31 protein-coding genes and 2 tRNA genes are annotated in these 26,855 nt (G+C 57.7%); 21 read left to right on the plus strand and 12 right to left on the minus strand.

Annotated elements, in window-relative coordinates:
• The first annotated feature begins 19 nt into the window (after positions 1-19).
• The 8 genes from RA29_RS11415 to RA29_RS11455 all read left to right on the plus strand — a co-directional run bounded on the left by RA29_RS11415 (position 20) and on the right by RA29_RS11455 (position 6,617).
• Positions 20-979 carry an LLM class oxidoreductase gene (locus RA29_RS11415; RefSeq protein ID WP_241462593.1) on the plus strand — a complete coding sequence of 320 codons (960 nt, stop codon included), beginning with the start codon at positions 20-22 and terminating at the stop codon, positions 977-979.
• Positions 979-1,743: an SDR family NAD(P)-dependent oxidoreductase gene (locus RA29_RS11420; RefSeq protein ID WP_039687685.1), complete on the plus strand. Its 765-nt coding sequence runs from the start codon at positions 979-981 to the stop codon at positions 1,741-1,743. Before RA29_RS11415 ends, RA29_RS11420 begins: the two co-directional genes overlap by 1 nt.
• A gap of 577 nt (positions 1,744-2,320) precedes the next feature.
• Positions 2,321-2,503: a hypothetical protein gene (locus tag RA29_RS11430; protein WP_039686124.1), complete on the plus strand. Its 183-nt coding sequence runs from the start codon at positions 2,321-2,323 to the stop codon at positions 2,501-2,503.
• Between the two features lie 4 nt (positions 2,504-2,507).
• Positions 2,508-3,005: a hypothetical protein gene (locus RA29_RS11435; protein WP_039686127.1), complete on the plus strand. Its 498-nt coding sequence runs from the start codon at positions 2,508-2,510 to the stop codon at positions 3,003-3,005.
• A gap of 192 nt (positions 3,006-3,197) precedes the next feature.
• Entirely contained in the window at positions 3,198-3,470 is a 273-nt protein-coding gene (locus tag RA29_RS11440; RefSeq protein ID WP_039686129.1) for a hypothetical protein, read from the plus strand.
• Between the two features lie 306 nt (positions 3,471-3,776).
• Positions 3,777-4,085 carry a hypothetical protein gene (locus tag RA29_RS11445; protein WP_039686131.1) on the plus strand — a complete coding sequence of 103 codons (309 nt, stop codon included), beginning with the start codon at positions 3,777-3,779 and terminating at the stop codon, positions 4,083-4,085.
• A gap of 204 nt (positions 4,086-4,289) precedes the next feature.
• Positions 4,290-5,063: a hypothetical protein gene (locus RA29_RS11450; protein WP_039686133.1), complete on the plus strand. Its 774-nt coding sequence runs from the start codon at positions 4,290-4,292 to the stop codon at positions 5,061-5,063.
• Between the two features lie 177 nt (positions 5,064-5,240).
• Entirely contained in the window at positions 5,241-6,617 is a 1,377-nt protein-coding gene (locus RA29_RS11455) for a hypothetical protein (protein WP_039686135.1), read from the plus strand.
• 316 nt (positions 6,618-6,933) lie between these two features.
• Here RA29_RS11455 and RA29_RS11460 read toward each other — a convergent pair whose 3' ends face one another.
• Both RA29_RS11460 and RA29_RS11465 read right to left on the minus strand, forming a co-directional pair.
• Positions 6,934-7,854, minus strand: coding sequence for a hypothetical protein (locus RA29_RS11460; RefSeq protein ID WP_039686137.1), 921 nt, complete (start codon positions 7,852-7,854; stop codon positions 6,934-6,936).
• Positions 7,854-8,651 (minus strand): HipA family kinase, encoded by a 798-nt coding sequence (locus tag RA29_RS11465; RefSeq protein ID WP_039686139.1) that lies wholly within the window; start codon positions 8,649-8,651, stop codon positions 7,854-7,856. Before RA29_RS11465 ends, RA29_RS11460 begins: the two co-directional genes overlap by 1 nt.
• A gap of 406 nt (positions 8,652-9,057) precedes the next feature.
• Here RA29_RS11465 and RA29_RS11470 point away from each other — a divergent pair, with 406 nt between their 5' ends.
• The gene (locus RA29_RS11470; protein WP_241462594.1) at positions 9,058-9,729 is read left to right on the plus strand and encodes a recombinase family protein; all 672 of its coding nucleotides are present in this window, start codon (positions 9,058-9,060) and stop codon (positions 9,727-9,729) included.
• A gap of 657 nt (positions 9,730-10,386) precedes the next feature.
• On the opposite strand, the gene RA29_RS22425 is transcribed toward RA29_RS11470, so the two are convergent.
• Positions 10,387-11,376: a M23 family metallopeptidase gene (locus RA29_RS22425; protein WP_082029520.1), complete on the minus strand. Its 990-nt coding sequence runs from the start codon at positions 11,374-11,376 to the stop codon at positions 10,387-10,389.
• A gap of 352 nt (positions 11,377-11,728) precedes the next feature.
• Between RA29_RS22425 and RA29_RS11475 the strand changes: the two genes are divergently transcribed.
• Positions 11,729-12,250 carry a hypothetical protein gene (locus RA29_RS11475; RefSeq protein WP_039686141.1) on the plus strand — a complete coding sequence of 174 codons (522 nt, stop codon included), beginning with the start codon at positions 11,729-11,731 and terminating at the stop codon, positions 12,248-12,250.
• Between the two features lie 117 nt (positions 12,251-12,367).
• A complete protein-coding gene (locus RA29_RS11480; protein ID WP_039686142.1) occupies positions 12,368-15,028 on the plus strand; it encodes a phage tail tape measure C-terminal domain-containing protein in 2,661 nt (886 codons plus the stop codon).
• Positions 15,029-15,066: 38 nt separating this feature from the next.
• Here RA29_RS11480 and RA29_RS11485 read toward each other — a convergent pair whose 3' ends face one another.
• A complete protein-coding gene (locus RA29_RS11485; RefSeq protein WP_039686144.1) occupies positions 15,067-16,734 on the minus strand; it encodes a tyrosine-type recombinase/integrase in 1,668 nt (555 codons plus the stop codon).
• 97 nt (positions 16,735-16,831) lie between these two features.
• Positions 16,832-16,915 (minus strand) — tRNA-Tyr (locus RA29_RS22860).
• Between the two features lie 109 nt (positions 16,916-17,024).
• On the opposite strand from RA29_RS22860, the gene rlmB reads away from it, so the two are divergent.
• From rlmB to RA29_RS11505, 4 genes are all read left to right on the plus strand, one after another.
• Positions 17,025-17,801 carry a 23S rRNA (guanosine(2251)-2'-O)-methyltransferase RlmB gene (rlmB, locus tag RA29_RS11490; protein WP_039686146.1) on the plus strand — a complete coding sequence of 259 codons (777 nt, stop codon included), beginning with the start codon at positions 17,025-17,027 and terminating at the stop codon, positions 17,799-17,801.
• Between the two features lie 9 nt (positions 17,802-17,810).
• Positions 17,811-18,101 carry a hypothetical protein gene (locus RA29_RS23575; protein WP_039686148.1) on the plus strand — a complete coding sequence of 97 codons (291 nt, stop codon included), beginning with the start codon at positions 17,811-17,813 and terminating at the stop codon, positions 18,099-18,101.
• A 234-nt stretch (positions 18,102-18,335) separates the two neighbouring features.
• A complete protein-coding gene (locus RA29_RS11500; protein WP_039686150.1) occupies positions 18,336-18,809 on the plus strand; it encodes a CoA-binding protein in 474 nt (157 codons plus the stop codon).
• A gap of 100 nt (positions 18,810-18,909) precedes the next feature.
• On the plus strand, positions 18,910-19,416 hold the full coding sequence (locus RA29_RS11505) for a GNAT family N-acetyltransferase (protein WP_039686152.1): 507 nt from the start codon (positions 18,910-18,912) through the stop codon (positions 19,414-19,416).
• 75 nt (positions 19,417-19,491) lie between these two features.
• On the opposite strand, the gene RA29_RS11510 is transcribed toward RA29_RS11505, so the two are convergent.
• Positions 19,492-19,875, minus strand: coding sequence for a DUF2147 domain-containing protein (locus RA29_RS11510; RefSeq protein ID WP_039686155.1), 384 nt, complete (start codon positions 19,873-19,875; stop codon positions 19,492-19,494).
• Positions 19,876-20,007: 132 nt separating this feature from the next.
• Here RA29_RS11510 and hisA point away from each other — a divergent pair, with 132 nt between their 5' ends.
• Positions 20,008-20,727 (plus strand): 1-(5-phosphoribosyl)-5-[(5-phosphoribosylamino)methylideneamino]imidazole-4-carboxamide isomerase, encoded by a 720-nt coding sequence (gene hisA / locus RA29_RS11515; RefSeq protein ID WP_039686157.1) that lies wholly within the window; start codon positions 20,008-20,010, stop codon positions 20,725-20,727.
• Between the two features lie 3 nt (positions 20,728-20,730).
• On the opposite strand, the gene RA29_RS11520 is transcribed toward hisA, so the two are convergent.
• Positions 20,731-21,183, minus strand: a complete 453-nt coding sequence (locus RA29_RS11520) for a DUF302 domain-containing protein (RefSeq protein ID WP_241462595.1) — start codon at positions 21,181-21,183, stop codon at positions 20,731-20,733.
• 191 nt (positions 21,184-21,374) lie between these two features.
• On the opposite strand from RA29_RS11520, the gene hisF reads away from it, so the two are divergent.
• Complete coding sequence (hisF, locus tag RA29_RS11525; RefSeq protein ID WP_039686159.1) at positions 21,375-22,136, plus strand: imidazole glycerol phosphate synthase subunit HisF; 762 nt, start codon at positions 21,375-21,377, stop codon at positions 22,134-22,136.
• Positions 22,133-22,450 carry a phosphoribosyl-ATP diphosphatase gene (locus RA29_RS11530; protein WP_039686160.1) on the plus strand — a complete coding sequence of 106 codons (318 nt, stop codon included), beginning with the start codon at positions 22,133-22,135 and terminating at the stop codon, positions 22,448-22,450. The genes hisF and RA29_RS11530 overlap by 4 nt, the downstream gene beginning before the upstream one ends.
• Before the next feature lie 258 nt (positions 22,451-22,708).
• Here RA29_RS11530 and hisH read toward each other — a convergent pair whose 3' ends face one another.
• Together hisH and hisB are read right to left on the minus strand one after the other, a co-directional pair.
• Positions 22,709-23,347 (minus strand): imidazole glycerol phosphate synthase subunit HisH, encoded by a 639-nt coding sequence (gene hisH / locus RA29_RS11535; RefSeq protein ID WP_039686162.1) that lies wholly within the window; start codon positions 23,345-23,347, stop codon positions 22,709-22,711.
• Complete coding sequence (gene hisB, locus RA29_RS11540; protein WP_039686164.1) at positions 23,344-23,931, minus strand: imidazoleglycerol-phosphate dehydratase HisB; 588 nt, start codon at positions 23,929-23,931, stop codon at positions 23,344-23,346. The genes hisH and hisB overlap by 4 nt, the downstream gene beginning before the upstream one ends.
• Positions 23,932-24,070: 139 nt before the next feature.
• On the opposite strand from hisB, the gene RA29_RS11545 reads away from it, so the two are divergent.
• Positions 24,071-24,310, plus strand: coding sequence for an Lrp/AsnC ligand binding domain-containing protein (locus RA29_RS11545; RefSeq protein ID WP_039686166.1), 240 nt, complete (start codon positions 24,071-24,073; stop codon positions 24,308-24,310).
• 161 nt (positions 24,311-24,471) lie between these two features.
• Here RA29_RS11545 and RA29_RS11550 read toward each other — a convergent pair.
• A tRNA-Gly gene (locus RA29_RS11550) sits at positions 24,472-24,546 on the minus strand.
• Between the two features lie 120 nt (positions 24,547-24,666).
• On the opposite strand from RA29_RS11550, the gene RA29_RS11555 reads away from it, so the two are divergent.
• Entirely contained in the window at positions 24,667-25,050 is a 384-nt protein-coding gene (locus RA29_RS11555) for a hypothetical protein (protein ID WP_039686168.1), read from the plus strand.
• A gap of 29 nt (positions 25,051-25,079) precedes the next feature.
• Positions 25,080-25,973 carry a YHYH protein gene (locus tag RA29_RS11560; RefSeq protein ID WP_082029523.1) on the plus strand — a complete coding sequence of 298 codons (894 nt, stop codon included), beginning with the start codon at positions 25,080-25,082 and terminating at the stop codon, positions 25,971-25,973.
• On the opposite strand, the gene RA29_RS11565 is transcribed toward RA29_RS11560, so the two are convergent.
• The gene (locus RA29_RS11565; RefSeq protein ID WP_039686170.1) at positions 25,970-26,356 is read right to left on the minus strand and encodes a VOC family protein; all 387 of its coding nucleotides are present in this window, start codon (positions 26,354-26,356) and stop codon (positions 25,970-25,972) included. The genes RA29_RS11560 and RA29_RS11565 overlap by 4 nt on opposite strands.
• Positions 26,353-26,826 (minus strand): YqhA family protein, encoded by a 474-nt coding sequence (locus RA29_RS11570; protein ID WP_039686171.1) that lies wholly within the window; start codon positions 26,824-26,826, stop codon positions 26,353-26,355. The genes RA29_RS11565 and RA29_RS11570 overlap by 4 nt, the downstream gene beginning before the upstream one ends.
• Positions 26,827-26,855 lie beyond the last annotated feature (29 nt).

A 26,855-nucleotide genomic window follows, 5' to 3' on the forward strand; every position in this document is an offset into this window, starting at 1 on the left:
GCCAAGCACAGCGACACCCATGGCTTTCCCGTCCCTGAACCGGGCTTACAACACCGTGTTCCGACCGGGCGACCTGACGGTTGGTCTGGTTGTCCCACTGGATGCCCATCATGGCAGCCCAGTGCCAGACATGACCCGTCACATCGAACGGGCGCAAATGGCCGATGAGTTGGGCTTCGCCGCTTTGTGGCTACGCGACGTGCCGTTTAATGTGCCGACATTCGGCGATGCGGGTCAGACGTTCGATCCGTTTGTCTACCTTGGGCTGCTGTCCGGTGCGACACAGAACATCGCACTCGGTGTCGCCAGCATTATTCTGCCTCTGCGCCATCCGGCCCATGTGGCCAAAGCAGCAGCGTCGGCTGATCAGTTGTCAGGCGGTCGGCTGTTGTTAGGTGTCGCGTCTGGTGACCGCCCTGAAGAATACCCGGCCCTGGGTATGAGTTTCCCTGACCGTGGAGACAGGTTCCGCGAAAGCTTGGATTACATCCGGGCCATGGCCGCCGAATATCCCACCCATACCGGCGAACATGGAAGACTGAAGGGATCAATGGATATGCTGCCCAAACCTGTGAATGGTCGAGTGCCGATCCTCATCACTGGCAGCTCACAGCAGAACCCGGAATGGGTTGCGACTCATGGTGATGGGTGGATGACGTATCCACGGGACATCGTATCACAGGCGCAGGTGGTGAAAGATTATCGTTCGCGCGGTGCAAATGCTGGTGCAGACACAAAGCCGGTCATGCAGTCGCTTTATGCCGATCTTATCGCCGAGGATGATGCAGAACCCACACCGATCCATCTGGGCTTCCGATCCGGCATCACGTTCCTGAAGACTTATCTCGCGTCTTTGCGTGATCACGGGATCAACCACGTCGCCCTGAACCTGCGGTTCAACCAAGCCGACATCGAACACACCATGAAGCGCCTGGCCGATGAGGTACTTCCCGAATTTCCAACAGAAAAGAGCATATGATGACCAAAACCATTCTCATCACTGGATCAACCGACGGCATCGGGCTGCTGACCGCCAGGACCCTCGCTGACATGGGCCACATTATCATCTTACATGGTCGAAGTGCGGCCAAGCTGGACGCCGCAGCGAAGGAACTCGGTGGCGACGTTGCCACCTATCAGGCCGATCTATCGTCATTGGAAGAAACGACTGCACTCGCTGATGCGATCACAGACAACCACGGCCGAATTGATGTGCTCATCAACAATGCCGGTGTGTACAAAACCCCCAACCCGATCCTACCAAACGGTCAGGATGTGCGGTTTGTTGTGAACACGCTAGCCCCGCATGTTCTGACCAAAGCCCTGCTACCGATCATTCCAAGCAATGGCCGCATCATCAACCTGTCATCCGCTGCTCAGGCCCCAGTTGATTTTGCAGCCCTCGCGGGCGACAAACACCTTGATGACATGGGTGCCTACGCCCAAAGCAAACGTGGCATCGCCTTGTGGTCGGCTCAGATGGCCGCAACCCATCCCAACGGCCCCGCCTTCATCGCCGTAAATCCCGGCTCTTTGCTGGCGTCAAAGATGGTCAAAGAGGGCTTCGGGGTCGCTGGACACGATCTACAGATCGGTGCCGACATCCTGTGCCGCCTATCGCTGGATGACGACTTCACTGATGCATCTGGCCAGTATTGGGACAACGATGCGGGTGGCTATGGGCATGTAGACCCTAGTCAGGCCAAAGACGTGATGCAGGCAATCGAAGAACTCACCAACTGAGGGCGACATAGCACGGGAGATCAGTTGGGTAAGGCCAACGCCAAAATACCTCTGAGTGCGGTTGCCGACACCACCGTCGGCTTCGTTAAAGGAGGACCGTATATGTACAAGATCGATGACTGTTGCGAAGTACCGCAGTCAGACTTGCCTGACGCACTGGAGTTCTTGAATAGGGTCCGTCAGCGCCGACATGCTGCAACCACGTCAAAAAAACCACCAAACCAAGTACGAACGAGAAGAAAGCTTGCTTTCCACAATATCGGATGTGGCTGCATGATATCGCGAGAACAGATGCACAGTGTGCTGACGAGCGACCTGCAACGGGACCTCCTCGAACGTATTTTGGCGCACCATTATGGCTACGAACACACGCCAGACTCTTTCACGCTAGGGGCTGCGATGTTCTTCGTCAGGCACGTCAGCCGCAACGCCGCAAGCCGTCTCCCCGCCCTAGGCGGATATCCATGGAATCCACACGAAAATGAGTAACCTCGCCTTATACCCCGGTGCGTCTGAGCGCCTTGAATTGAGTGTCCTACCTGTCACTTGGACGGCACCCAGAAACGCCGGAAATCCAATGCGAGTTCGCATCATCGGCACGCTTGGCTTCCACGTTGCGAGCGGGACCAACGTCACCACCGACTCCATGTTCATCCCCGATTGCGCAGCCGAAATCCTCAGTGTGGGGTCTGGCGGCACCCTTAGCTTTTTGAAGATGGAGAATAGCAGCGATGGCCCGGTGTGGGTGACGGTGGTCTGACATCATGGCCGCGAAGAACCACGAACAGCGAGAACGCTTTTGCCAGTTACTGGCCGACGGCATGAAACAGGTCGAAGCCTATGGCGCGGCGGGTTACCGCCAGTCCGCCAGCGGCGCGTCACGCATGGCAAATGAGCCAGAGATACGCGCCCGCGTTGAAGAGTTGCGGCAAGAGCGGTGGATGGCGCGAGAAGGGATAGACGTCAATGATCCACGTAGTATCCCGTGGTTGGGACAAGCTTATGTGGAACTCTTCCAAGCGGCGCGGAAAGCGCGGAAGTTTGGCGAAGCGGTCAAGGCGCTTGAGAACATTACCAAGCTAATCCATTTCGAAGAGCGTGTGAACCAGACCGCCGCATCAAAGCCTGTCGCGCCCTCCGACAAGATCAACTTAGAAGACATGCTGGGGGTCATTGATCGAGTCTGCGATATTGCCAGCGCAGCAAATGACAACGCCGCGCGTCAAAGCGTGCCAATGGTCCAAATCCCACCGAATAACTGATTTTGGGCCGCGCCCACCGGCCCAAAACCGCGCCCGCCTGCCATTCTCCTTGGAGGCGGGCGCACCCTTAATTCGAAAAACTGAAATCCGGCCCGACCGGAACCACCGCTGGCCCCGAACCAGCAGACATTAACAGCGGGGCGCGTCAGCGCCCACCCCCGACCGCAGAAGGAAAAATGAATGACTTAAACAATGAATCGCTACGAACAGCTTGGGCGTTTGCTTCAAAATACGACCGCGCACCCTATGCCCGAAAACGGTGTCAATGTCTGCGAAGGCTGGCTAGAGGACATGTGCCGCTGCCCATCCACCGCGCGTAAGGCGCTATTATTTGCAGGCTATCGTCCCGCTTGCACAGGCGATGGGGATTGGATCATTGGCGGCTGGGGTGAAGTTAATTTCACCGACAATCTGGATAGCCAATTCCGCGAAGTGGTGCAGGCCATCATGCGAGATCGCGACTAAAACTACCTACTGTAACATTTCGTGATCGCGCTGGGCGGTATCCAATTCAGTGACAATCCTTGCCCCCAATCGGGGACCTGCGAACCCCTAATTTAGCTTCAAGCTGAAACGCCACGTTCGGTTTTCAGCTTGAAGCTAAACTTTGCCCGCATCGTTTGTTTTGAGGGGGAAACAGTGGTGCGAGGCGCTTTTCAGCTTCAAGCATAATTGCATATTTATCAATAGGTTAGTCCGTTATATGGGCTTGATTCAGCGCCATGGACGTCACTATTTTTGCCTCAACGCGAACGATGAAAGGAATGAAAAATGACCTATCCAAATGCCCAAAGTGGGGCCGATACAGAAACCGCGATTGTGTTGGCTGGTGCCTTGATAAATGACGCCGCCCAGCGCCCTTTGACGCGGCAGAACGCCCGTGACTTGCATGATGCGGCGGCGGAATTGGCAGGGCTTTGTGAGCGCGTTAGCGCTGGATATGACGACCTTGAAAGCGAGCTTATACGCGATGCGGGCTTACTCACCCAGCTTGTCGAACAGCCGTTGAACGCCGCGTCAACGGCTTCTGTGACCCGTCTGGCGGACACTATCGCCGAATGTGCGGCGGTGCTGGCATGACTTCAAAGAAGCCCAGAAAGCCTGCCGGATGGTGGACGCGCGAAAATGTGCTGCGCGACGCCGCTAGATTCAAGAGTCGGGCGTTTTGGCACGAAATTTCGCGGGGAGCGCATGGCGCGGCGGTCCGCAACGGTTGGCTGGCAGAGGCGCATAGGATCATAGATCGACGCCGATTGGGCGCGACAATGGATCAGGTGATAGCCGATGCTTTCTGACTATTTGGTGGGCCAAATCGCAGAATGGGTACGTGGGGTGAATTTCGACGCGCCGCCGTTAGGCGGGCTGTCCCTTGCGCTATCTACAACGGACCCAACAGCGGACGGTGCGGGCCTGTCAGAGCCACCAGCCGTTGCAGGCTATGCACGCCAGCCCGTCACCTTTTCCGCGCCTGTGGTGGGCGCTGATCGTGTATCGATGGCCAATGATAAGGTGCTGACCTTTGGCCCTGTCGTGGGCGCATCATGGGGCGAGAATAGCCACGTTGCCGTGTTCAATGACGTTGGCAATATGCTTTGGTCAGGTGAGATTGATAGGGCGCGTGAGCGTCCGCTGGGCGATACACTGACCTTTGCCGTAGGTGCCTTGCAGATCGACATAGGCCCTTTCTTTTCTGCGTATTTCGCGACGGCTGTTCTTGAATGGATGCGCGGTGTTCCGATGCCCAGCGCCCCGCTTGGGGTTCTTGCTGGCCTGTCTATTGCGGACCCTTCGTTTGACGGTAGTGGCCTCAATGAATCCTCTTTGGCAGGCTACCAGCGCCTTGTTGCGCCGTTCGATTATTCGGGGCGGACTCTGGCCAATAGTTCGGCCCTGATCTTTGGTCCTGCCATTTCGGACTGGGGCAGCGTGACCTTTGGAACCGTGTTTTCTGATGGCGGCGACTTGCTGTTTTCTGGCCCGATTGCCGCGCCCGAAGACGTGGATTCAGGCGACACCTTTGCTGTGCCAGCGGGTGCTTATGCAATGCAAATAAGATGAAAAAAGCCCGCCGCGATGACAGGCGCGACGGGCAGTTGGAAACATGAACGGGGCGACCAACCCCTGAAATATTTCTACCCGAACAACGCAAACAGGTCAATAAAGCTGACATAAATGGTCGGGAATTTTAAGGAGCCAAACCGATGAAATGACAGCCAAAACCGAAGGAAACAGAACATGACAAATGCAATGCCAGACCCGGCCCCAAATCTCGTTTGGGCGGATATCGACGGGAAGGTTGAACTATCTAACAGCGAAATCTGCGACTTGATGGTTGCGCGGCAGCTTGAAGAGGGTCACGAACTAGACGCACCATGCGCGGCTGCGCAGGAATTGTTGGATCAATGGGAGTCCGAAGGTGATGACCTTTCCGTAGACTGGGCAGCGGCGCGTCAGCGCCATCGCGCGGCAAGGCGCGTTAGCGCTGATGGCGAAGAACCAGAATACGAGGCAATTGAAAATCAGCCCGAATTGACGGAGGACGACCGCCGCAATCTAGCAAGCATCGCTAACGCGATTGCCATGGGTCTATTTCCGTTCGTTCGCGAAATGATCGAAGGCAACGCGCCGGGGACACTGATCGACAAGCAGTTCGCGGGGACAGGTTCCGGTAAGCTGGAAAGCGCCTTTAGTATCATCGCATCGGGCAGCGCGACCCCAGCCGTTTCGCTGCCAGAAGACCCCGAAGAGATGACGAAGCGTCTATTGCCCGTTTTGCGCAGCGGACGCCCAAACGTCTTTTTCGACAATGTGAACCATGCCGTCGACTCTGGCGAACTTGCGTCAGCTATGACCGCTGATTGGTACGAAGCCCGCATTCTGGGCAAGTCTGAAACGATTGCCGTAGAGGTGCGATGCCAGTGGGTCGTGACCGGGATTCAGGTGCAGCTTTCGAAGGAATTGGCCCGCCGATTTTCACTGATCTTCATGGACCCTAAGACGGACAAGCCAGAAAATCGCGAGGATTTTCGACACGCTGACCTGACCGGATGGGTGCGTAAGAACCGGGGCCGTTTGGTCTGGGCCTGTTTGACGTTGGTGCAGAATTGGGTTGCTGGCGGGCGTCAGCCCGGTTCAGTCAATATGGCGTCCTACACGTCATGGGCGCAGACTATGAGCGGCATATTGGAAGCCGCTGGCATCCTCTGCTTGCGCGAAAACGCCAGCGATATGTCTGCCCGCGCATCGACCGAAAACGACCCCAAGCAGGTGTTGCTTGCCTACCTTGCCAGCTTTCCCGATGACACGTTGTTCGTGGCTGGTTCGGTGCCGAAGCGGCTTGAGGGAAAGGCGCAATCGGTCAAGGTCATTCTTGAAGACTTCTTTGGCGACGAAGCCGCTGGCGAAACTGCCCTGCGAATTGCGGGCTGGGGGTATGACCGGGACGGCGCTTATGGTGATCCGCAGAAGATCGCAGCGGGGATGCGTACGATTGAAGACATGCCGCACTCATATGACGGCGGACAGTTCACACTTGTGAAGGAACGCCACAAGGGCGCTAACGCGCTCACTTGGCGTTTAGACAAGACGGCGGACCCCGAAAAGCAGGCGTAAAAACGAAGTGCGGTGGTTTGCGGTGGGCACCGCACCCGTAACCTATTGATTTTAAACGAGGTGCGGTGGTTGCGGTGCTTTTTCGGGGTTGGTCGCGAAAATGCCCCGCAATCTTGTTTTCGTTTAGCGAGGGGCACTTAAGACGGACGTTGTACGTAAAAAAAGAAAATCTTTGATTTTTATCAAGGGTAGAGGAAAAGCACCGCAACTACCGCATATTCAATGATTTCAATGACTTACGTGTGCGGTGCCCACCGCAAACCACCGCACTTTCCGCGAATGAGAAAGAAACATCGTAAGTGCCCGCGTTAGCGGGTCATGCCGCCTCTGCTTTCAAGATGTGCTCGCCAATCTGTTGAACTGTGCCCAGCGCACGCAGCCGTAGTTCCTCTTGGTCGGCTTGATGCTCAAGCTCTTTGAAAGCCTCTTCTAAGTTGGCTTGCTGCTTGTCCGTAACCTGTGGGTCGTCCTCAGATGGCCGTTGCAAAATCATTTCGTGTTGCCGCGTGAAATTGCTGCCGGGTTCGCGGTCGCGTTCCACCTTCAAATCCCACAACCGCCGCTTAATGAGATTGACTGAACCTGTCAGCGAGCCAGCCTTGAGAGTGCCGAAATTCGCAACCAGTTTGGACCCAGAAAAGTCGATGATGACTTTGTGGCTGGTGCCCTTCATTCGCTTCTGTCGCCCTTCGCGCAGATCAGCGCTGAAAAAACCGGCAAAGCCTTCGCGTCTGTCTTTCACGTAGTCGCAAACCAAAAACGGTAAGCGGTCGCCTGCGCCTTGTCCCGCAGCCGACAAACCCGCAGCCACTTTGCTAACTGCATTCTCGTTCAACGGCTCAATATAAAGCGATGATAGTGCAGTCATCCAACTAGAGCCAATGGCCGCGAGACTAACCCCTTCAACTTCGCTGACGATTCCAAATGCAATCCCACTAACCGCAGGGTCGGGTTTTGAAATTGCTTCTGGCCCACGCTGCGCGAGATCATCGCGCAAATATTCACCTGCGATTTCTATAGCTTGAACTGCACCAACAGCATCCTCGCCATAAAAGCACTTTAGCCGCGCCAATTGGTTAGCCCACTCCAGATGAAAACCATCTGAATTGAAAACAGCGACACCGACGACAAAACGCTCATATGACCCGGATATGGGTTCGAAAAACACAGGTGCCCAATGCGCACGCACAGCATCGCGCAGCTTTGGGAATAGGTCTGTGTCTATTGCAATATCCATTATACCATCGTTGGCACGCCCAGCGCCTTGCTCGCATGTACAGGCACCATAGCAGTCCTGTTCTCAAGAAATCCTTTCAGTGCGTCCACGCTCTGTAGCGGCAGAAGGTCGGTGATGCGACTGTTTTTCGACGTTTCTGTAGCGTCAAATCCGTCTATGTCTGCACCGAACTTGCGGACCTCAGTTGCACGCTGACGCTTTTGTTCCAGCGTCAAAACATGCGTAAGCCATTCACTTAGCTTGTTTCTATACTCTACTGACGGGTCCAGTTGGTTTGCTTGCCACTCAGGGCCGGTAAAGCAATGCCCGTGGTCGATCAGCCAAAATTCGTTCTGTCCACCAAACAGGAGGTTCCCCGGATGGCGGTCTACGTTAGCCACCCAAGCATCGAAAGCATACAAGTGTCCGAGATCGCCCCACTTAACTATCTGATCTTGTAGGGCCTTACGCCCCGCTTCGTCAGAACCAGTCCAGCGATAGGTCACATTGGGAACTTTCACGTCTACACTTACGAAAACCAATCGCGAGCCGTCGGGTGTCGTAGGGGCCTTGGTCGCGGTCAGTACGTCAGACCTAGCAAGGCCAAGATAACAGTCGGGGATTGGCAAGCCTACGTCCCTCGCCAAGCTATGCGCAACAAGTTCATTGCACAATTGAACTAGGTTTAAGTCTTTTATTATTGCCTGACGGGTTTCGTTTTTTGACGTTAGTATTTGGCCTCTAAAAGTGTCGTTTACGTTATTATCTTTGAAGCCCTTGGCTCCAAGGAGTACCGTCGCAAGCTCAACAGTTGGCATCAACTACTCTAATTTTTTCAATGTTCATCAACCCTAGCGGGTTACGTTCTGATTTGGCAACAATTTTGCGACTAGCTGAAATTAAGCCCCACAGCCGCCGCCGAGCGTTCATTTGTGAACATTGTTCATTTTCTGCATCCGGCTCCACTATGTGGAACAAGGACCAATGTTTCCTACTAAATTGGTCAGAAATTGATTTGCGCCGACTCTGCAACTTTGGTTGCAATCGCAACAACTTTTCGACCGACCCGCCCACTTGCGAGCCATTCGCAAAATTCCCCCTCAAATCGCTTCTGCGATTGTCCACGTTTTCAACCGGATTGTCCCCAAATCAGCCGCTAAAATCGCCCGTATGAACACGTATATAAAGCACAACCGACGATGACGTTTTTTAGAAGTGGCGCAGATGACCCAAATGACCAAGAAATACGTGATTTACTATCGCGTCAGCACAAAGCGCCAAGGTGAGTCCGGTCTGGGCCTTGAAGCGCAGGAACGTGACGTTGCGCTTTATCTTGAGAATTACAGCGACCAGCCATTTGAAGTGTTGGGCACGTTTACCGATGTGGAGTCCGGCAAACACGCCGACCGCGTGGAATTAACGAAAGCCTTGGACCTTGCCCGCAGTGAGGGGGCAGAGCTACTTGTCGCCAAGTTGGACCGCCTTTCGCGGAAGGTCAGTCAGATCGCCGCTCTAATGGACGACAAACGTCTATCTATCCGGGTGGCAGCAATGCCAAACGCTGACAAGTTTCAACTACACATCTATGCAGCACTAGCCGAACAAGAGCGCGACTTTATCAGCTTGAGAACCAAGCAAGCCTTAGCATCTGCCAAAGAGCGTGGCGTTAAACTGGGCGGTCTGCGCGACAAAACAATGAAGCGCAATGAAGCCGCCAAAGAGGTTGCCGACATTGCAGCCAAGCGTATCGCGGATATTGCTATGCCATTGCGCGAGGCAGGCAAGAGCTACCAAGCTGTCGCTGACGCGCTCAACGCTGCAAAGGTGGCCACGCCGCGTGGTGGTCGTGAATGGTATCCCGCAAGTGTGCGTAACGCACTGCTTAGGCTTGCGTAGCCAAGCGAAAGAGTGAGGATTAACAATCCGTTATCCCGTCAGGGGCCGGGTGCGATACGCCCAGCACCAGACCTGCCAACGCGGGCCTCTCCTGTCACACATACATATCCGCACACCATACCACCCGCCCACACCCCGGCCAGCCCGTACAGAAGGTCAACCAAACACAAAACCAACAGAAGCCGAAACCTCGCAAACACTCGCCCAACATTGGATCCACCGGCCCACCAGCAAGCTATCCTGCCATGTCGCCAGCCCGCCCGTGGTGCCGCTTCAATCGAAGTTCCGTATTGTAGAACTATTGGGGTGGCTGGGGTGTGGGGGACGCGCGTCAGCGCGGTCAAAGCAAAGATGACTGTTGCTTCTTGCAAGGCAGTCAGCGTGCGTTGGCAAGCATTGCTTCCAGATTCATGTCGGGGGACCCAAGGCGGGAGTACCCCCTATCATTGAATCGCGCGTAGGTGCTGTTTATGAGTTGCAGAGCAACTCCATGGTTGCAGTCCGCGAAAACCTTTTTTCACCAGAAATGAATCCGCCTTTTTGAATCGTTGATAGCCATTTTGCGTTCCAAACATTTAGGATCAAGAGTTTACAGTGCGTAAGTGACAAAGCTTAGATGCTTAAACAAAAAAGCCGATTGATAGCTGTTGGCGACGTTTAAAAACACTCGCCCGCCGCGACACCGGAAATCCAATCTTCGTCAACACCAGTATCTAGTTCAAACGGCTTAAACTGCTTTGCATTGCAAGAATCTAGAGACCCATCAGTAAAAAACTGGGGCGAAATACTTGCTACAAAATGATGTAGCCCTCCGTTAACTTGGCCTTCACTTACGGACTCAGCTCTGTTCATTGTGTAAGACATGTAACGTAAGCGGTTATCGTCAATTAACTCTAGATCACCCGAACCGGGGTCTGCAGAAGGCTTCCAATTCAAGCCACATGTATCTTGGATAATACTAGTCGATCCAGCGGGTGCGGAAAACAAAACTTTGTTGCCAGAAAACGCTGTAATACGAGGCACCCACATGAATTCAGCCACTATTCTACAGCCCGTTTGTAAGATCGTCAGTTCCCTTCGCCGAGTGTGAAAGAAAGCCACACCAATAATCTCGCTGCTAAAAATTTTTAGCTCATCCGTTTCAACAAATCGCCCCCCCGGTGCCGAATATTGCCTCGTCACAGACCATGTGCCGTCAATAAAATTCTTAGTTGCGTGTGTCTGAGGATCGACAAAGTTCCTTGGGTTCCCAGAAGAGGTAGCCCAACAAGTTTGCCCAGCACCCGGCACCTGAACCTGTAAATGTAGGTGTATGCCTGAAATGTCTGTCCCGGGAGGCGCAGTGTCTCCAGTCTTCCCAAGAACAGTCCAAGGGTATACGTCGTCGCCAGCAACAACCGACGTTTCAGAACAGTGCAAGTATTGAATCCAAGTTGCCGAACCGTCTCTTGGGGCAACCGCAACTGTTCCGTAGGCTCCGCCAACAAATACAACTTTTCCAAAAATACCGGCTGTAAACGGCGTTGCTACTCCCGAGCTTCGAATGTCTAGTCCTTTGTGTGGGCATCCGTCTCTCATTTCGCCAAATCTGGCTGAAATCCCCCCCATCCCGGCAAGTCCAACTTCAAATGGCGTCAAACCAATCATTTTTTTCTCCACAAAAAAGTATCTGAAACGCTATCGTGACGTTCCACAACCATTTGGTGCAACGTTCGTGTCAGAGACAATCTAAGTCAAGAAGTGATGCGTTAGGAACGGGTCGTTTAATATGCATGTACCTCCTTTGCGTGCGGCTGGTGAGAGCGTCTTTGGGTAGATCAGCTAGAACTTTAAACGACCAAAGGTTCAGCCGTTCGACCGTCCAAATTCGGTCAAACACACTCACTGTGATACAATGCAGGCACGCGCCTTCCTTCGGCGCGATGGATAGTCATTTGTCCTCTGGGGCGGTTGCAGGACCGCCCCACACCTTCCTGCAAAATCAAAAGAACAAATAATCATGGAAACACATGAGCTACGTCTAAAGATAGACGCCGCCGCCGCGCAAAGCGGTTCCCGTCAGTTTGTCGCCGCCGTAAACGCTGTAAAGGCCGCAGTCCGCGACCTAGAGCGTGACACAAACGGGGCCTTCACACAGCTTCAAAATATCAAGCCGCAAGTTGACGTAAGCGGCCTTCGCAGCGCCACAACAGAAACGAACAACGTAGCCAAGGCCGCAACCGCAACGGAACGTGCGGCGGCAAACATGGCACGCCAGATTCAGCAAACGGCGCTGTCAAGCGCGGCAGCATTGCGCACCAGCGAACAAGCAGCACAGCGCCTTAGCCAGCGGATGCTAGATATTGGCGACACTCAGGGGGTGGTCCGCCTCAACGGCGCTCTGTCGCAGCTTCGTTCTAACCTTACCGCCGCAACCAGCACATTAGATGTGCGCAGCGCTCGTTCCCAGTTCGATGACCTTCGTTCGTCACTGTTGCAGAACACCGTCGCAGCGGAACGGCTGCGCGGGCAGCAGGCATAGCTTGCGCGTGAAATGGAAGAGTCCGCCCGTGCCGCATCCAGTCAATCGGCGCGACTTGACGAACTACGGTCCCGTTACAATCCACTTTTCAGCGCATCTAAGGCTTACGAACGCGCATTGGATGAGATCGCGGAAGCCGAACGCGCCGGGGCTATCAGCGCCCAGCTTGCGAGCGATGCACGAACACGGGCCGCAGCGCAATTGAGCGGGGCCGCGTCGGCGGCAGACCAGTATGCAGTATCGCTGCGCCGTTCGTCCGCTGCCACTCAGCAGGGCGTCATGGCGGGGCAACAGTTCTTTGACGTCCTAATTCAGGCCCAGCAAGGGTTCGTTGGTGTTGGCACAATCGCCCTGCAACAGGGTTCACAGCTTGCCGCTCAAATGAACGGTCTACGCGCCGCCGGGGGCAGTGTTTTCAGCACTCTGTTGGGCGGTCTGACCTCGCTGATTAATCCGTTGTCGTTGCTGACAATCGGGGCCGTCGCCGCAGGTGCCGCAATCATCAAGTGGTTCGGATCAGGCTCGGCAGAAGTAAAGTCTTTTGACCAAGCGCTATCTGACGCCACCAGTCGTTTGAATACGCTGCGCGATGCCAACGACGCAATCAACGGGCGAAACGTTGAGCAACTAAGAGATCGCTATGGCGAGCTAAACGCCGAGTTGGACGCCCACATTGCCCGGATGCAGCAAATCGCAGAACTTGACGCTGCCAAGTCCGCGCGTGAGCTTGCAGACCCGATTCAGGATGTGGTCACAAGCGATTTCAACCCTCTGACAACCAGCGTCGACTCGGTGCGCCGGACCTTTGGGACGACCAACGGCTCCGCCCGCAACTTCCTGCGCTTGCTAGAAAACATCCGAAACGCCCGCACCTTCGATGAGCAACTAGCCGCGATTTCAGCAGCCCGCGCCGAAGTGGAACGCCTGACGGGGGGACTCGGTCAGGCGGAAGGTGCGGCGGCAGATGTGGCCACACAGCTTGTCCGCGCAGAGGATTTGGCAATCCAGTTGGCGAACGCACAGGATGGCACAACGGAAGCCACCAACCGCGCAGCGGGTGCCGCGTCAGTTCTGACCGTTGAGATAGGTAGCGCCGCGAATGCTGCCGCTGCACTACTCGCGAACTTGGGTAATGTCCCAAGCGCAATCGCATCAATTCAGGGGTCAGTGAGTGACCAAATTGCAGAGATCAACGCCGCCAACCGCTCGCTTCAGATTCAGGTTGATAATGGACTGACAGCGGCGGCGGCGGACAGGACCGTTCAACTCGAACAGCTCGTGGACGCTGTAGCAGAAGGCGACCAGACAGTCAGCTTTGACCAGATCGCTGACCTTCAACGCGAAATCAATGATTTGAACACGGCGACGGAACGCACCGCCGAATTGCGCGACCGTCTGAGTCAGCAGAATAACCCGACGCGACCACGTGCGCGGCCTAGTTCTGGCGGCGGGCGTCGTTCATCTGGTGGCGGTGGCGCATCGTCCGCACGCACAGCCGCGATAAGCGAAGAGCAACAGGCGCTAGACCGTCTGAACGAGTCTTTGCGGTCGCGCCTACAGTCGCTTGAGGCTGAGCGGATCGAAATGGGATTGGTCGCGTCCGGGCAGTTCGAAACAGCCGAAGCCGCTCGCCTAATGGCACAGGCAATGGTGCAGAGCGGCGGCGCAGTCGATGGCCAAACCGCCGCAATGATCCGGCAAATTGATGCCGCCAGCCGTCTCAACGAAGAGCTACGGCGCGTGGCAACGGACCCCGTGCGCGAGTGGATGGACTCTGTGCCCAATTGGATCGAAGCCGGACAACAGATTGAGATTGGCGCAATCAACCACCTTAAGGACGCAATCTCTCAGTTTGTTCAGACAGGCGAATTTGACATTGAAGCGCTGGGCCAAGCGATCCTTGGCACCATTGCGGATATCGTTGCAGACAAGGCCGTTGCCGAACTCGCTAACCTATTCGGGCGGGGGGATGCTGACTCTGGCGGTCTAGGGGGCCTTCTGGGCGGTCTATTCGGCTCACAGGGCGATGAATTGACAGGGCCAACAGCGGGCTTCGGACAGGGCCAACAGGTCGCACAGGGCGGCGTACAGGCGGGCAACAGCATATCGCAGGCCATGGTGCAGGCGGGGCAGCAAGTCTCACAGCAGATCAGCAGCGCAATGACCCAAGGGGGCCAGCAGGCAGGACAGGCAACGCAGCTTGCACACGCTCAGGGTGGACAGCAGGCAGCGAATGCGCAGCGCCTTGCAGGTATCCAGCACGGTCAACAGGTACGCATTGCGACCTCGACCAGCGGAAACCAGCACGCAACGCAGGTGCGCACAGCTATTCAGGCGGGCGGACAGCAACACGCGGCACTTGTGCGCGGCGCAGCCGCAGGCGGCGGCGGGTTCGGTGGCGGTGGGGGCCTCTTCGGGACTGTCCTTAGCTTCCTGCCCGGACTCTTCGCGGAAGGCGGCATGTCCAATGCGCCAGTTGCGCGTGCCCATGTATCGCCCACCGTTTTCCGCAACGCACCGCAGTTTGCCGAAGGCACAACGAACACGTCTGGCATCCCGGCAATTTTGCACGACAACGAAGCCGTTGTGCCCCTGACGCGCGGACGTCGCATCCCTGTTGATATGTCTGGTATGGATGGCATGGGCGGTGGCGTGAACAACTTCAACGTGACGCAGAATATCAGCACCCCGGACGCAGACAGCTTCCGGCGTTCGTCCAAGCAAATTTCGAGTGATGGATTTACGGCTGCGCAGCGGGCAGCGGCGGCGAATAACTAACAAGCCCAGCGCTGGGCGGCGAAGTCCGGCTAACGCCGCTACTTACAAGGATCGCTCCGTTCCACCCAATGTTTCAGCAATTCGAACTCCGGCCCGTCATCGTAGTGACGAATGGCCCCGCTTTCCACGTGACCAAGAATTGCTCTTCGTACATCTTTTGGTGCGCCCGCCCGACGCATCGCGTTCTGAAATGTTGAACGAAGCGAGTAGAGCGTTTTGCGTCGGTTTGTGATCGGTTGCCGCATTTTCTTGCGGATCAATTTTGCGAAGTTGTGCCGCAAGACGGTGACCGTGTCGGTTTGTTGTTCGCCTGTCGTAGTGTTGTGAAAGGCATTCATGCCACCCGAATGCAGCCAGCTAGGGAAGTCCTCTATATTCGGATGTAGAGGTATCACGCGCCAAGAACTCTTTGTCTTGCCGCCTTCGACCCGAATAGCTCGTTCGTCTACTTGGTCGGATCGCAACGCCATAAACTCCGCTGGGCGCATAGCAGAATGAGCCAGCACACGAACCGCCATTTGAAGCGCTGTCCGGCGTTCCTCAGTCAAACCTTGAACAGGTTGCCCCCAAATATCACTAAGCGCGGCGAAAATGCGGCCACACTCTTCTGTGTCGAACGGTAACCATTTGGACTCTTCGACTGCCCTGCGCTCTTTGGGCAGCTTAACGCTGACCATGGGACTGATTTCTATCAGTTCTTCGTCCACGGCATAGCCAAACAAACCCATGATTGGACTGAACTCTGCGCGGATCGAAGAGGGCAGTAAGCCACGGCTCTTTAGCTTGTCGCGGTAGTCTCGAAGGGTCTTCGCTGTGACCTGCGAAACAGGAATGTTGCCAGCGTCCGCGATGAACCTTTCTATCGTTCTTCGATATTTGTCTTCTGTTTTTGGACGCAATTCTGCGAAAGCATAGAATTTTTCTGCGACCCGCCTTAGCACATCCGGGTCACGTGCAACCCGTGCGATTTTCCGTTCTAGCCCCATCCTTGCAAAGTCGAACTCGTCTCTTTCATTTGGATTTATTGGAGGCTGTATTTGCTCGCCAAACGCCCCGTTGAAAGCATCGGTCAGGCGGTCATGGTATTCGTCGTCATCCATAGGTGTCGGTAGTGCATCGCTTAAACGAACGTGCGCCTTCAAGTGGTCGGGCAAGTCCGTGACCATTTCCTTAAATTCGGAAAACGGAGGCAGCTTTAAAACCGCGCCTTGGAAGTCCGCTGCGTGGATACGCTCAATCAATGCCTTTTTTTCGGCTAACCCGTTAGCGTCGGGCGGCAAGTGGCGCTTCCGTTCCAGTTCCAGACCTTCGTAGACACTGGGTAAGTCTTTCCACGCATCGTTGGGATTGAAGTCTGGGAAAGCCTCTTGAAATTCTTCGGCGTCAGTTTGGTGCCCATTCGCGACGCACCATTTGGCGTAAGCCGCGTCAGCGGCGGCGTCTTTGACCGCTTTTTCGTCCTCTTTCGCTCTGCGTGTCTTCGTCTTGTGGTCTTGTCGCTCGATAGGGTCGGCTAAGCGCTCGATTAGAGCGTCATGTTCTTTAGCAAGATCGCGCAGTTTTTCGTATGCTTGATCGAAGTCTTGCCCCAACGGCGACCGCCACTTTTTGCGCCCGACTGCGGGCTGTAATTCGAGAGGAATTTTGCGCTGATAGAAGTACCTACCGCGCTCAATCAGCATGTGTTTTGGCTTGGTTTGCAGCATTGTCGGTACCGAAAAATCGCTTCTGGGTACCGAAAATAGGCACCGTATGCGCCAACAATAAGGCAAAAGCGTATAATTTTCAATTGGTTGAGGTAGATGGTGGGCGACCCTGGAATCGAACCAGGCGTGCGTCTCCGCGAGGGAGTTACAGTCCCCTGCCACACCTTGCGGCCTGTCGCCCACTGCGCCATTAGAGCCTGAAGCCCCGGTCAGCGTGAGCGCGTGATTACCGGGACGCATATCGGGGGTCAAGGCAGAAAATCCCCCCGACAAACGCCAAAGGGGGCACAATGAAAAAACCCAAATGGGTGGTCGAGAAAGAACAGGCGAAAAAGGCGGATGCCGCAGCCACTGTATGGCTCTTTGGCCTGCACGCGGTACGCGATGCGCTGATGAACCCCAAACGCGAAAAACTGCGCCTGATGGTGACGCTGAACGCCCAGAACAAGCTGGCCGACGCGATCACGTCCTCCGGTCTGGAGGCAGAGGTCATCGACCCGCGGAAGTTCAAGCCGCCCATCGATCCCGGCTCAGTCCACCAGGGGGCAGCGCTTGAGGTCAAGCCGCTCGACTGGGGCAACCTTGCCGATGTCGCCATCGGGGCCGAAGCGCCGCGCCTGATCCTGCTCGACCGTGTGACCGACCCGCACAACGTGGGCGCCATCCTGCGCTCGGCCGAGGTGCTGGGCGCGTCGGCGGTGATTGGCACGCGCCACCACGCAGCCCCCGAAACCGGCGCGCTGGCCAAGACGGCCTCGGGCGCGCTGGAACGGCAGCCCTATGTGCGGGTGCGCAATCTTGCCGACGCTATCGTGGAATTGCAGGGCATGGGGTACATCGTGCTTGGCCTGGATGGCGAAGCCGACCAGACGATTGAGGCGACGCTCCAGGGCCAAAAGGACCGCCCGGTCGCCCTCGTTCTGGGTGCCGAAGGGCCCGGCCTGCGCCAGAAAACGCGCGAGACCTGCGATGCACTGGTCAAAATCGACGCGGCAGGTGGTTTTGGATCGCTCAACGTCTCAAATGCGGCCGCAATCGCCTTATATGCCTCCAAGGACCACGGATAGGAGGCGACCATCGCCCACCCGACGAAAATCGCCACCTGCTGCTACTGCGGCACCCGCGCTGCCCTTGTGCTGTCAGGCCGCAACCGGCACGAGCTGGCCTGCTCAAACTGCGGCGCGCCTTTGCACGACCTCAAGATGTTGCCCAAGAAGAAATCGGGCGACCGGGAACTTGCGCGTCCTTCCGCGGTGCGACAGCCGCCCCGACCAAAGCCCACCAAGAAAAAGTACAAAAAGCGCAAGTCGCGCTGGAAGGACATGTTCGAAGACGCCTTTGATATCATTGAAGACATCTTTGATTGAAAAGTGCCGCTGCGGCGTGGGTTGCCCAGGCATCTTTTAAGCTTTCGTTCACAGATTTGAGAGAGGGTCTTTCACATCGTTCAGAAGATCATATCTGAAGAAGTGAACCGCAGGTTTGGAACTCCTGCAGGTTAATCACTGTCCCTCGTTCCGCACCTTTGCGCCCCTTTCGCTTTGCGATCGGGGCGTTTTTTTGGAAATGTGGCGGTGCCCACGGTCGGGCAGGGGACAGGCATGGACGAAACCTACACCGACGCGCATCTCAAGGATGTGCTGACACGGACCAAGGTCGTGGCGGTTGTGGGCGTGTCCACGAACCCCGTGCGACCCAGCTACTACGTTGCGCGCTACCTGTCGCTGAAGGGGTATACCGTGATCCCCCTGAACCCGGTCTACGCCGGTGAAACCCTGTTCGGGCGGACGGTGGTGGGCGATTTCGCCGACATCGAGGCACCCGTGGACATGGTCGACATCTTCCGCCGCTCCGATGCCGTCCCGCCCATCGTGGATGCGGCGATGACCCAGTTGCCCCACCTCAAAACCATCTGGATGCAGATCGGCGTGACCCACGCCGACGCAGCGGCCAAAGCCCGCGCAGCCGGGCTCACCGTCATCCAGAACCGCTGCCCTAAGATCGAATACCAGCGCCTTTTCGGCGAGCTGCGCATGGGCGGCTTCAACACCGGCATCATATCGTCCAGGCTCTAACGCCACCCACCGCGCCAAAACACGCCGATAAGGCACGCACAGGTTGAACTCGGCTCCTGACATGCGCAATCTGGCCGCTCTTGCTGCAACATAAGTGCCAATGCCTTTCGCAATTGTTCCGATCCAGATGACGCATGTCCCGGCGTTCCACAGCGCAGTGGACGCGGTGGCGAAGGAAAAGAAGTACCTCCAATCGCTCAAGGCCCCGCCGCTGGGCAGCACCCGCGATTTCGTGCGCAGAAACATCGAAAGGGGCCTCACGCATCTGGTCGCAACCGAAGCGGACGCCGTCGTCGGCTGGTGCGATGTGCTGCCCCATGCGGCCCCCGTTCGGTCTCATGTCGGCATCGTTGGCATGGGGGTGGTGCGAGCCTACCGGGGCCGTGGCTTGGGGCGGGCGTTGCTTGGCCGGGCTCTCAGGGACGCGCGCAGACATGGCTTTGACAAGATCGAGCTTCGGGTCCGCGCATCAAACCGGGCGGCGTGCCACCTTTACCAGACCATGGGGTTCGAGATCGAAGGCACGCTCCAGGACGACATCCGCATCGACGGCGTGCCCGACAGCACCCACTGCATGGCGCTTTTCCCGGAATATGCCGCACCATGACCGGATAGGTCCGGTGGCAAACAAAAAGCCCCGCACCGGGTGGGTGCGGGGCTGCCAATGGGTCGGTTCCAAAAGTCAGTTCACGCGCGACCACGTCTGCTTTTTGCAAAACGGCCCGACACAGCCTGATACGTTCAAAGTATTGCCGCTGAGCGACATCTTGGACTTGAACACCTTGCCGGTAGAGGGTTGCCAGATCTTACCCGATGCATAGCTCCCATTGCCCTGCGGCTCCATATCCCACACCAGCTGTTTGCCGACATTCTCGGACGCGATCGGGCCGTTCGCGTCAAAGGCCTTCGCGATCTTGCCGCAGATTTTTGCGCCGCATTTGCTCATGGCGACATGGGCATATGCGCCATCATCCACCTGCGTTTTCCACGTGCCGACAACAGGATCAGCCAGCGCCATCCCCGCGCTCGCAACGGCCACGCACGCGGCTGCAATCAGATGTTTCATTGAGTGTCTCCTCCCTAGTGCGCCTGACTGTGAGCCAAGCCGGGGCGCCGTGGCAAGAATGACCTTGGGTCGCGTTGCAAATCTCACAAAGAGGTGCGAGGACGCGACCAAACGAACGAAAGGCCGCGACCCATGATCCTATACCCCGCCATCGACCTCAAAGACGGCAACGCCGTGCGGCTCGTGCACGGGGACATGAACCGGGCCACGGTCTTCAACGACGATCCGGCGGCGCAGGCGCGCAGCTTCGTCGAAGCGGGCTGCGAATGGCTCCACCTCGTGGACCTGAACGGCGCGTTCGCAGGGGAACCGGTCAACGCCGCCCCGGTCGAAGCCATCCTGAACCAGTGCAAAGTACCCGCGCAACTGGGCGGCGGCATCCGCGACATGGCAACAATCGAGATGTGGCTGTCCAAAGGGCTTCAGCGGGTGATCCTCGGCACCGTGGCGGTCGAAAATCCTGACCTCGTGCGCGAGGCGGCCAAGACCTTCCCCGGCCATGTGGCTGTCGGTATCGACGCGCGCGGTGGCAAGGTCGCAACCAAGGGCTGGGCGACGGAAACGGATGTGGAGGCCACTGACCTCGCCAAGTCATTCGAAGACGCAGGGGTGGCCGCGATCATCTACACCGATATCAACCGCGACGGGGCCATGGGCGGCCCCAACATCCCGGCCACGCAAGCCCTAGCCGAAGCCGTGGACATCCCCGTAATCGCATCAGGTGGTGTGTCATTACTGGAGGATCTGACGGCGCTCAAGGCCACAGGCGTGATCTCGGGCGCCATCTCGGGCCGCGCGCTCTATGACGGGGCCATCGACCTCGCCACGGCACTCGCGGCCCTCAAGGGCTAAGGCTTACTGCGCAGCCCCGTCGGTGAACTTGCCAAGCGCACCGGTCATGGTCTGGATGTAAGCGGCATCCTCGGCAATCCCGCCCAATTGACCCAGCATGGCGGCAGGGTCTTCATAGGCGATCACGGTCTGACCGGTCTCGTCTTCGAAGACGGCAACCTTCATCGGCAGGAACAACCCGGCACCCCGGTCATCCAGCATGGCCTGCGTGCCCAGTTTCGGGTTGCCAAAGATCAAAAGCTGCGAGGCACCGATATCTTCGCCCACACCTTCCGCCCCCGCACCGTGATCCACACGGGCAAAGATGGTCAGCCCGGCACCTTCAAGGGCGGTCTGCAACGCATCCATGGTCTCGTCAACGCCCTGCGCTGCTTCTTTCCGAATGATTCCACTGTCACCCGCCATCGCTGTCCCTGCCAGAAAAACGCCCATCACCAGGGCCATCAAAATCCGCATATTGCGCCTCCTTCATTGCAATGCCGCATACCTGACATAGCCGCCAGCAGACGCCACGCACCTTTCCGTGATTGGGCCGTGATGCGCGGGCGTCCGCTCCTTCCCTGTTTCAAAAAAATCCCGGGTGAGGCGCACAGCGCCGAGGGGCAGAGCCCCTTTCCCCGACCAGAAATCCACGCTACCAGAGCCAAATGTTGAAAACCCGCATCATCCCCTGTCTCGATGTCGCCGATGGCCGCGTGGTCAAGGGCGTGAACTTTGTCGATCTTATTGACGCCGGCGACCCGGTCGAGGCCGCACGCGCCTATGACGCCGCCGGCGCGGACGAGCTCTGCTTTCTCGACATCCACGCCACCCATGAAAACCGGGGCACGATGTTCGCCCTGGTCCGACGCACGGCAGAACAATGCTTCATCCCCCTGACGGTGGGCGGTGGTCTCCGGACGGTCGCGGATGTGCGCGCACTGCTTCTCGCAGGGGCCGACAAGGTGTCGTTCAACTCCGCCGCCGTGGCCGACCCCGATGTGCTCGCGCGCGCCGCGGACCAGTTCGGCAGCCAGTGCATCGTCTGCGCCATCGACGCCAAGACGGTGGAACCTGGCCGCTGGGAGATCTTCACCCACGGCGGCCGCAAACCCACTGGCATCGACGCAGTCGAATTCGCACGCACAGCGGCAGCGAAAGGGGCAGGGGAGATTCTGCTCACGTCCATGGACCGCGACGGAACGCGCGCGGGCTTCAACCTGCCGCTGACCCGCGCCATTTCCGACGCAGTACCCATCCCGGTGATTGCCAGCGGCGGCGTCGGCACGCTCGACCACCTCGTCGACGGCGTGACCGAAGGCGGCGCATCAGCGGTACTCGCGGCGTCCATCTTCCACTTCGGCGACTACACCATCGCGCAAGCCAAGGCACACATGGCTGCCGCAGGCATCCCGATGAGGCTCACATGACGCTAGACGACCTCTTCGCCACGATCGAAGCGCGCAAGGGCGCAGACCCCGACAGCTCCTGGACGGCCAAGCTGCTCGCCAAGGGCCCCGAAAAATGCGCCGAGAAATTCGGCGAAGAAGCGGTCGAGGCAATCATCGAAGCGGTGAAGAACGACAAGGCCGCATTGACCTCAGAGGCGGCAGATGTGCTCTACCACCTCCTCGTCATGCTGGCCGCGCGCGACGTGGCCTTCACAGACGTCATGAAAGAACTCGCCCGCCGCCAAGGCACCTCCGGCCTCACCGAAAAGGCCGCCCGACCCACTGACAGCTGACGGCCTCCAATATCTTTCTTCTGGGTAGAAATACCTCGGGGTTTGGGGCAGAGCCCCAATCAATCAAAATGAATCGCGTCGCCGCAGGCGTCCTTCAGGTCACCGCACGTTGCGTTAACCACCGCGATACCGCCCGATGGGGGTGTACAGGGGGTGCACGCATGGTGCACGGGAGGTGACACCCTTTTTCTGGCGTCAATCTCTATGAAAACAAGGTAAATGCGGGGCCCGACTCACCCCGCATCGCACACCCGTATGTCAGGGTGCCCAGGTCAGGAAATTGCGGATCATGCGCAGCCCCACGTCCTGGCTCTTCTCCGGATGGAACTGCATGCCCAGCATCGTATCGCGACCCACCACAGCGGTGACATCACCACCATAGTTCACATGCGCCAGCCGCATCGTGGGGTCGGCCACCTGAAAGTGATAGGAGTGCACAAAGTAGGTGTGATCGCCCGTCTGAACGCCATCAAAGACCGGGTGTGCTGCATCCAGAACCAGATCATTCCAGCCCATATGCGGCACCTTCAGTGAAGCATCGGAAGGCGCGATATGCACCACCTCTCCATCGACCCAGCCCAGACCAGGCGTATCGGTATACTCCCGGCCCCGGGACGCCATGAGCTGCATGCCGACACAGATACCAAGAAAGGGTTTCCCTTTCTTTTCAACCGCTTCGATCAGTGCATCCTGCATGCCTGAGGCGGCCAACGCTGCCGCACAGGCAGGAAAGGCCCCGTCGCCCGGCAACACGATCCGATCCGCCTTGGCCACCACATCAGCGTCCGAGGTTACGACGATAGTCCCCGCATCCGCCTCGCGCGCCATGCGCTCAAACGCCTTTTCCGCCGAGTGCAGATTGCCGCTCTCGTAGTCGATCAGAACCGTCAGGCTCATAGGCTGCCCTTGGTCGAGGGGATGGCATCCGCCGTACGCGGATCCACCTCTAGCGCCACACGTAACGCCCGCGCCACCGCCTTGAACGCCGCTTCGGCAATGTGGTGGCTGTTCAGCCCGTGCAGCATGTCCACATGCAGCGTGATGCCGCCATGGGTGCTCAGCGCCTGGAAAAACTCGCGCACCAGCTCGGTGTCAAAGGTACCGATCTTAGGGGTCGGCAGGTCCACGTTCCACACAAGGAAAGGTCGCCCCGAAAGGTCAAGTGCTGCCCGCACCAGCGCGTCATCCATGGGCAACAGGCAGGACCCGTAGCGCTGGATTCCTTTTTTGTTTCCAACGGCTTGGCTCAGCGCCTGACCGATGGCAATGCCCACATCCTCGACCGTGTGGTGATCGTCGATATGCAGATCCCCTTTGCACCGCACTGTCATGTCGATCAGCGCGTGGCGGGCCAACTGGTCCAGCATGTGGTCGAAGAACCCAACGCCGGTCTCGTTGTCATAAGTGCCCGTGCCATCAAGGTTGAGGGAGACCGAAATGTCGGTCTCCGCCGTGGTCCGGGTGAGGGTGCTCGTGCGCATGGCGCGCCTCCTGCAAATGTGGTCGCGGCTCTCTATAGGCGGGCAGGGCAGTGCCGCCAAGAGGGAGGCCGCAGCGCTTGCGGGCACCTGTGCAGACGTGCCACTACATTCCCATGCCACCTGAGCAAAGGCCAAGCCCATGACCACCTGCGTCTTCATCCAGATCCGCTGCCGCCCCGGCTCCACCTACAAGGTCGCCGAAGAGATCGCGCTGCGCGAAATCCACTCGGAGCTATATTCCACATCAGGCGACTATGACCTGCTGATGAAGGTCTACATCCCCGAAGGACAGGATGTGGGCAAATACATCAATGATGAGTTGCTGGATATCCAGGGGATAGAACGGTCACTGACAACTATGACGTTCAAGGTATTTTAGACTTTTTATCAAAGGGCTACGCCGCAGCCGCCCCGCCGTTGGCAACGCCTCGTCTGCGTCGCTCACGCAAGCCGTTGGCCCATGTACCCCCTTGAAACCAACCCGCCAAAAAAAAGGCCACCCGAAGGTGGCCTGTTTTTCACTCCCGGTTGGGAGGATGTTGGAGCGGGCGAGGCGATTCGAACGCCCGACCCTAACCTTGGCAAGGTTATGCTCTACCCCTGAGCTACGCCCGCTTCCTTGGGTGAGCCGTGGAATACTTTCAGCAGACGTGGCCTGCAAGTGGAAAATGGGGCGTTGTCGCAAAAAATTTCCGCTGCCGCGACGGAAAGCATGTGGCGCGTCGTTGAACGGCCATGACCCACCACTCGCGGCATATTCTTGCGATCCTGATCCTGACATGGACCTGTGTTTCAGCGCTCCCCGTCGTTGCGCATGATGGATCGCACACACCCAGCATGGTGGCCCGCGTCGATGCGGCCACCATGCTGGGCAACCGGGTCGATCTGCGTTTGACGCTGACGGGCTTCAGGGCCCCGCTGGTGCTTGACGAGATGGCAGCATACGGCGCGACGGTTCAGTTTCAGGGTCCCCTCACCGTGGGGTTTGCCGAGGATACCGCACTGATCGTCACCGTCACTTTTGACGATGCCTCGCCGGGTCTCTTCACGCTGATGCTTGATTTTGGTGAGGCTGGCCAAGGTACCGTGACCGTCATTCCCACCGTGGCGACACATTGACAACACAGCCAAACAGGAAGGTTCTCACCATGCTATTTACGCTATCCTCCGCAAAGTCATTGGTTCTGGCCTTCGCCATCGTGCTGGGATGCGCGGCCTCCGGTGATGCGCAACCGCGCCTGCGCGTGCACACAGCGACCGAAGCAGAGCCGTTGTCGCTCATGGCCCTGCGCGACACGCCACGCGGGGCCGAGGTTGCGATGCAGGTCACAGGCAGCACCCGCGTCATCACCTCAAACGGGATGCCCAGCCACGAGGTGGGTGCCTTCCCAAACAGGGGCAACCCGCACCGCGTTTCCGCCCAGTCCTACCGATTTGAAATGCCACTCGAACCGCAGGTGGGGCAGGCAAAGCCATTGCCAAGGTTTGCGTCCTTCGGCGTTGCGGTGAACGGCGTGCCGTTTGATCCCAATGCGGCCGAGTTCTGGCAGGGCGATCCGCAGTCCGGTTGGACTTACAACGCACTAGGTGGGGCCGTGGCGTTGGGGCTTGATGCAAACTATGCCCATGTGCAACCAAGCGGGGCCTATCATTACCATGGTCTACCGGTCGGACTGATGCAGCAACTTGGCTGGTCCGCGTCCGCGCCATCGCCGCTTATCGGTTTCGCAGCGGATGGCTTTCCAATCTACGCACTGACGGCCAGCGTGGACGGGCAGATTGTGCGCATGACCTCGTCCTACCAGTTGAAGTCGGGCCAGCGCCCCGGAGGGTCCGCGCCGGGTGGTGTCTATGACGGCGCATTCACGCAGGACTATGCCTATGTTGCAGGTTCGGGCACTTTAGACGAATGCAACGGCGCGCAGGTGACGACGGCCGAGTTTCCAAAGGGCACCTACGCCTATTTCCTGACGGATGTCTATCCGACCGTGCCGCGTTGCCTAAAGGGCGAAATGGGCAGCGGTTTGACCAAGCGGCGCTAGGTCTTCTGGATCAGGTCCCAGCGGTTCCCGAACAGGTCGCGAAACACGGCGACGGTGCCATAGGGTTCGTGACGCGGCTCTTCCTCGAATGTGATGCCCGGTTGCGCACTCAGCTGTGCGTGGTCGCGGGCGAAATCATCGCTGTGCAGGAACAGCCACACACGACCTGCGCCCTGATTGCCGATGGCGGCTTGCTGTTCGGGCGTGTCGGCCCGCGCAAGCACGAAGGTGGGGCCGCCCGCAGGCGGCTGTACCTCGACCCAGCGTTTGTGGCCCTGATCAATGTCTGCGACCAGCCTGAACCCCATTTGCTCGCAATAAAAGGCAATGGCGCTGTCGTAGTCGGGCACAATCAGCGAGAGAGAACCGAGATGGGTGGTCACTTGGACCCGGTCTTGGTCGACAGGAAATAGGTAAGCGCCGCAATGACCAGTGCGCAGGCAACGCCATAGCCCAATAGGTCCGTCTCGCCGTTCCAGCCCACGACTTGCCCTAGAAACAACACGCCAAGTACCACGATGACCACCGCGATCAGCTTGTTCTTCAGATCATCCAGCGTCTTGATCGACAGCCAGCCGGGCACGTTGATGTCGGAACTGATGAACAGCTCATAAAGCCCGAGCGCGATGATGTAGAACACGGTGCCGAGCAGGAACAGGTCCACGATCTCGATGAATTCGAGGGCCAGCGCCTTGGCCCCTTTTCGCGACACTTCCCCGGATTCGATGGTAACCCAAACCAACTGCGCGGCTTCAAGCAAGCCGTAGATCAGCAGGGTTGTGGCTGCGATCAGGGAGCCGAGAACGGCAAGAACAATCAAAAAGCGGCTGGCGCCGAGCGTTTTACTAAGCATGGCAGTGTTGTTGCGCGGAAAGGCACGCT

This window comes from Tateyamaria sp. ANG-S1, from assembly GCF_000814025.1.
Taxonomy (GTDB): Bacteria; Pseudomonadota; Alphaproteobacteria; order Rhodobacterales; family Rhodobacteraceae; genus Tateyamaria.

What these genes read in the sequence shown, in the direction of transcription:
- RA29_RS11415 (WP_241462593.1), top strand. Translation starts at nt 20, where the DNA reads ATGGCTTTCCCGTCCCTGAACCGGGCTTACAACACCGTGTTCCGACCG.
- RA29_RS11420 (WP_039687685.1), top strand. Translation starts at nt 979, where the DNA reads ATGACCAAAACCATTCTCATCACTGGATCAACCGACGGCATCGGGCTG.
- RA29_RS11430 (WP_039686124.1), top strand. Translation starts at nt 2,321, where the DNA reads ATGCGAGTTCGCATCATCGGCACGCTTGGCTTCCACGTTGCGAGCGGG.
- RA29_RS11435 (WP_039686127.1), top strand. Translation starts at nt 2,508, where the DNA reads ATGGCCGCGAAGAACCACGAACAGCGAGAACGCTTTTGCCAGTTACTG.
- RA29_RS11440 (WP_039686129.1), top strand. Translation starts at nt 3,198, where the DNA reads ATGAATCGCTACGAACAGCTTGGGCGTTTGCTTCAAAATACGACCGCG.
- RA29_RS11445 (WP_039686131.1), top strand. Translation starts at nt 3,777, where the DNA reads ATGACCTATCCAAATGCCCAAAGTGGGGCCGATACAGAAACCGCGATT.
- RA29_RS11450 (WP_039686133.1), top strand. Translation starts at nt 4,290, where the DNA reads ATGCTTTCTGACTATTTGGTGGGCCAAATCGCAGAATGGGTACGTGGG.
- RA29_RS11455 (WP_039686135.1), top strand. Translation starts at nt 5,241, where the DNA reads ATGACAAATGCAATGCCAGACCCGGCCCCAAATCTCGTTTGGGCGGAT.
- RA29_RS11460 (WP_039686137.1), bottom strand. Translation starts at nt 7,854, where the DNA reads ATGGATATTGCAATAGACACAGACCTATTCCCAAAGCTGCGCGATGCT.
- RA29_RS11465 (WP_039686139.1), bottom strand. Translation starts at nt 8,651, where the DNA reads ATGCCAACTGTTGAGCTTGCGACGGTACTCCTTGGAGCCAAGGGCTTC.
- RA29_RS11470 (WP_241462594.1), top strand. Translation starts at nt 9,058, where the DNA reads ATGACCCAAATGACCAAGAAATACGTGATTTACTATCGCGTCAGCACA.
- RA29_RS22425 (WP_082029520.1), bottom strand. Translation starts at nt 11,376, where the DNA reads ATGATTGGTTTGACGCCATTTGAAGTTGGACTTGCCGGGATGGGGGGG.
- RA29_RS11475 (WP_039686141.1), top strand. Translation starts at nt 11,729, where the DNA reads ATGGAAACACATGAGCTACGTCTAAAGATAGACGCCGCCGCCGCGCAA.
- RA29_RS11485 (WP_039686144.1), bottom strand. Translation starts at nt 16,734, where the DNA reads ATGCTGCAAACCAAGCCAAAACACATGCTGATTGAGCGCGGTAGGTAC.
- rlmB (WP_039686146.1), top strand. Translation starts at nt 17,025, where the DNA reads ATGAAAAAACCCAAATGGGTGGTCGAGAAAGAACAGGCGAAAAAGGCG.
- RA29_RS11500 (WP_039686150.1), top strand. Translation starts at nt 18,336, where the DNA reads ATGGACGAAACCTACACCGACGCGCATCTCAAGGATGTGCTGACACGG.
- RA29_RS11505 (WP_039686152.1), top strand. Translation starts at nt 18,910, where the DNA reads ATGCCTTTCGCAATTGTTCCGATCCAGATGACGCATGTCCCGGCGTTC.
- RA29_RS11510 (WP_039686155.1), bottom strand. Translation starts at nt 19,875, where the DNA reads ATGAAACATCTGATTGCAGCCGCGTGCGTGGCCGTTGCGAGCGCGGGG.
- hisA (WP_039686157.1), top strand. Translation starts at nt 20,008, where the DNA reads ATGATCCTATACCCCGCCATCGACCTCAAAGACGGCAACGCCGTGCGG.
- RA29_RS11520 (WP_241462595.1), bottom strand. Translation starts at nt 21,183, where the DNA reads ATGCGGATTTTGATGGCCCTGGTGATGGGCGTTTTTCTGGCAGGGACA.
- hisF (WP_039686159.1), top strand. Translation starts at nt 21,375, where the DNA reads ATGTTGAAAACCCGCATCATCCCCTGTCTCGATGTCGCCGATGGCCGC.
- RA29_RS11530 (WP_039686160.1), top strand. Translation starts at nt 22,133, where the DNA reads ATGACGCTAGACGACCTCTTCGCCACGATCGAAGCGCGCAAGGGCGCA.
- hisH (WP_039686162.1), bottom strand. Translation starts at nt 23,347, where the DNA reads ATGAGCCTGACGGTTCTGATCGACTACGAGAGCGGCAATCTGCACTCG.
- hisB (WP_039686164.1), bottom strand. Translation starts at nt 23,931, where the DNA reads ATGCGCACGAGCACCCTCACCCGGACCACGGCGGAGACCGACATTTCG.
- RA29_RS11545 (WP_039686166.1), top strand. Translation starts at nt 24,071, where the DNA reads ATGACCACCTGCGTCTTCATCCAGATCCGCTGCCGCCCCGGCTCCACC.
- RA29_RS11555 (WP_039686168.1), top strand. Translation starts at nt 24,667, where the DNA reads ATGACCCACCACTCGCGGCATATTCTTGCGATCCTGATCCTGACATGG.
- RA29_RS11560 (WP_082029523.1), top strand. Translation starts at nt 25,080, where the DNA reads ATGCTATTTACGCTATCCTCCGCAAAGTCATTGGTTCTGGCCTTCGCC.
- RA29_RS11570 (WP_039686171.1), bottom strand. Translation starts at nt 26,826, where the DNA reads ATGCTTAGTAAAACGCTCGGCGCCAGCCGCTTTTTGATTGTTCTTGCC.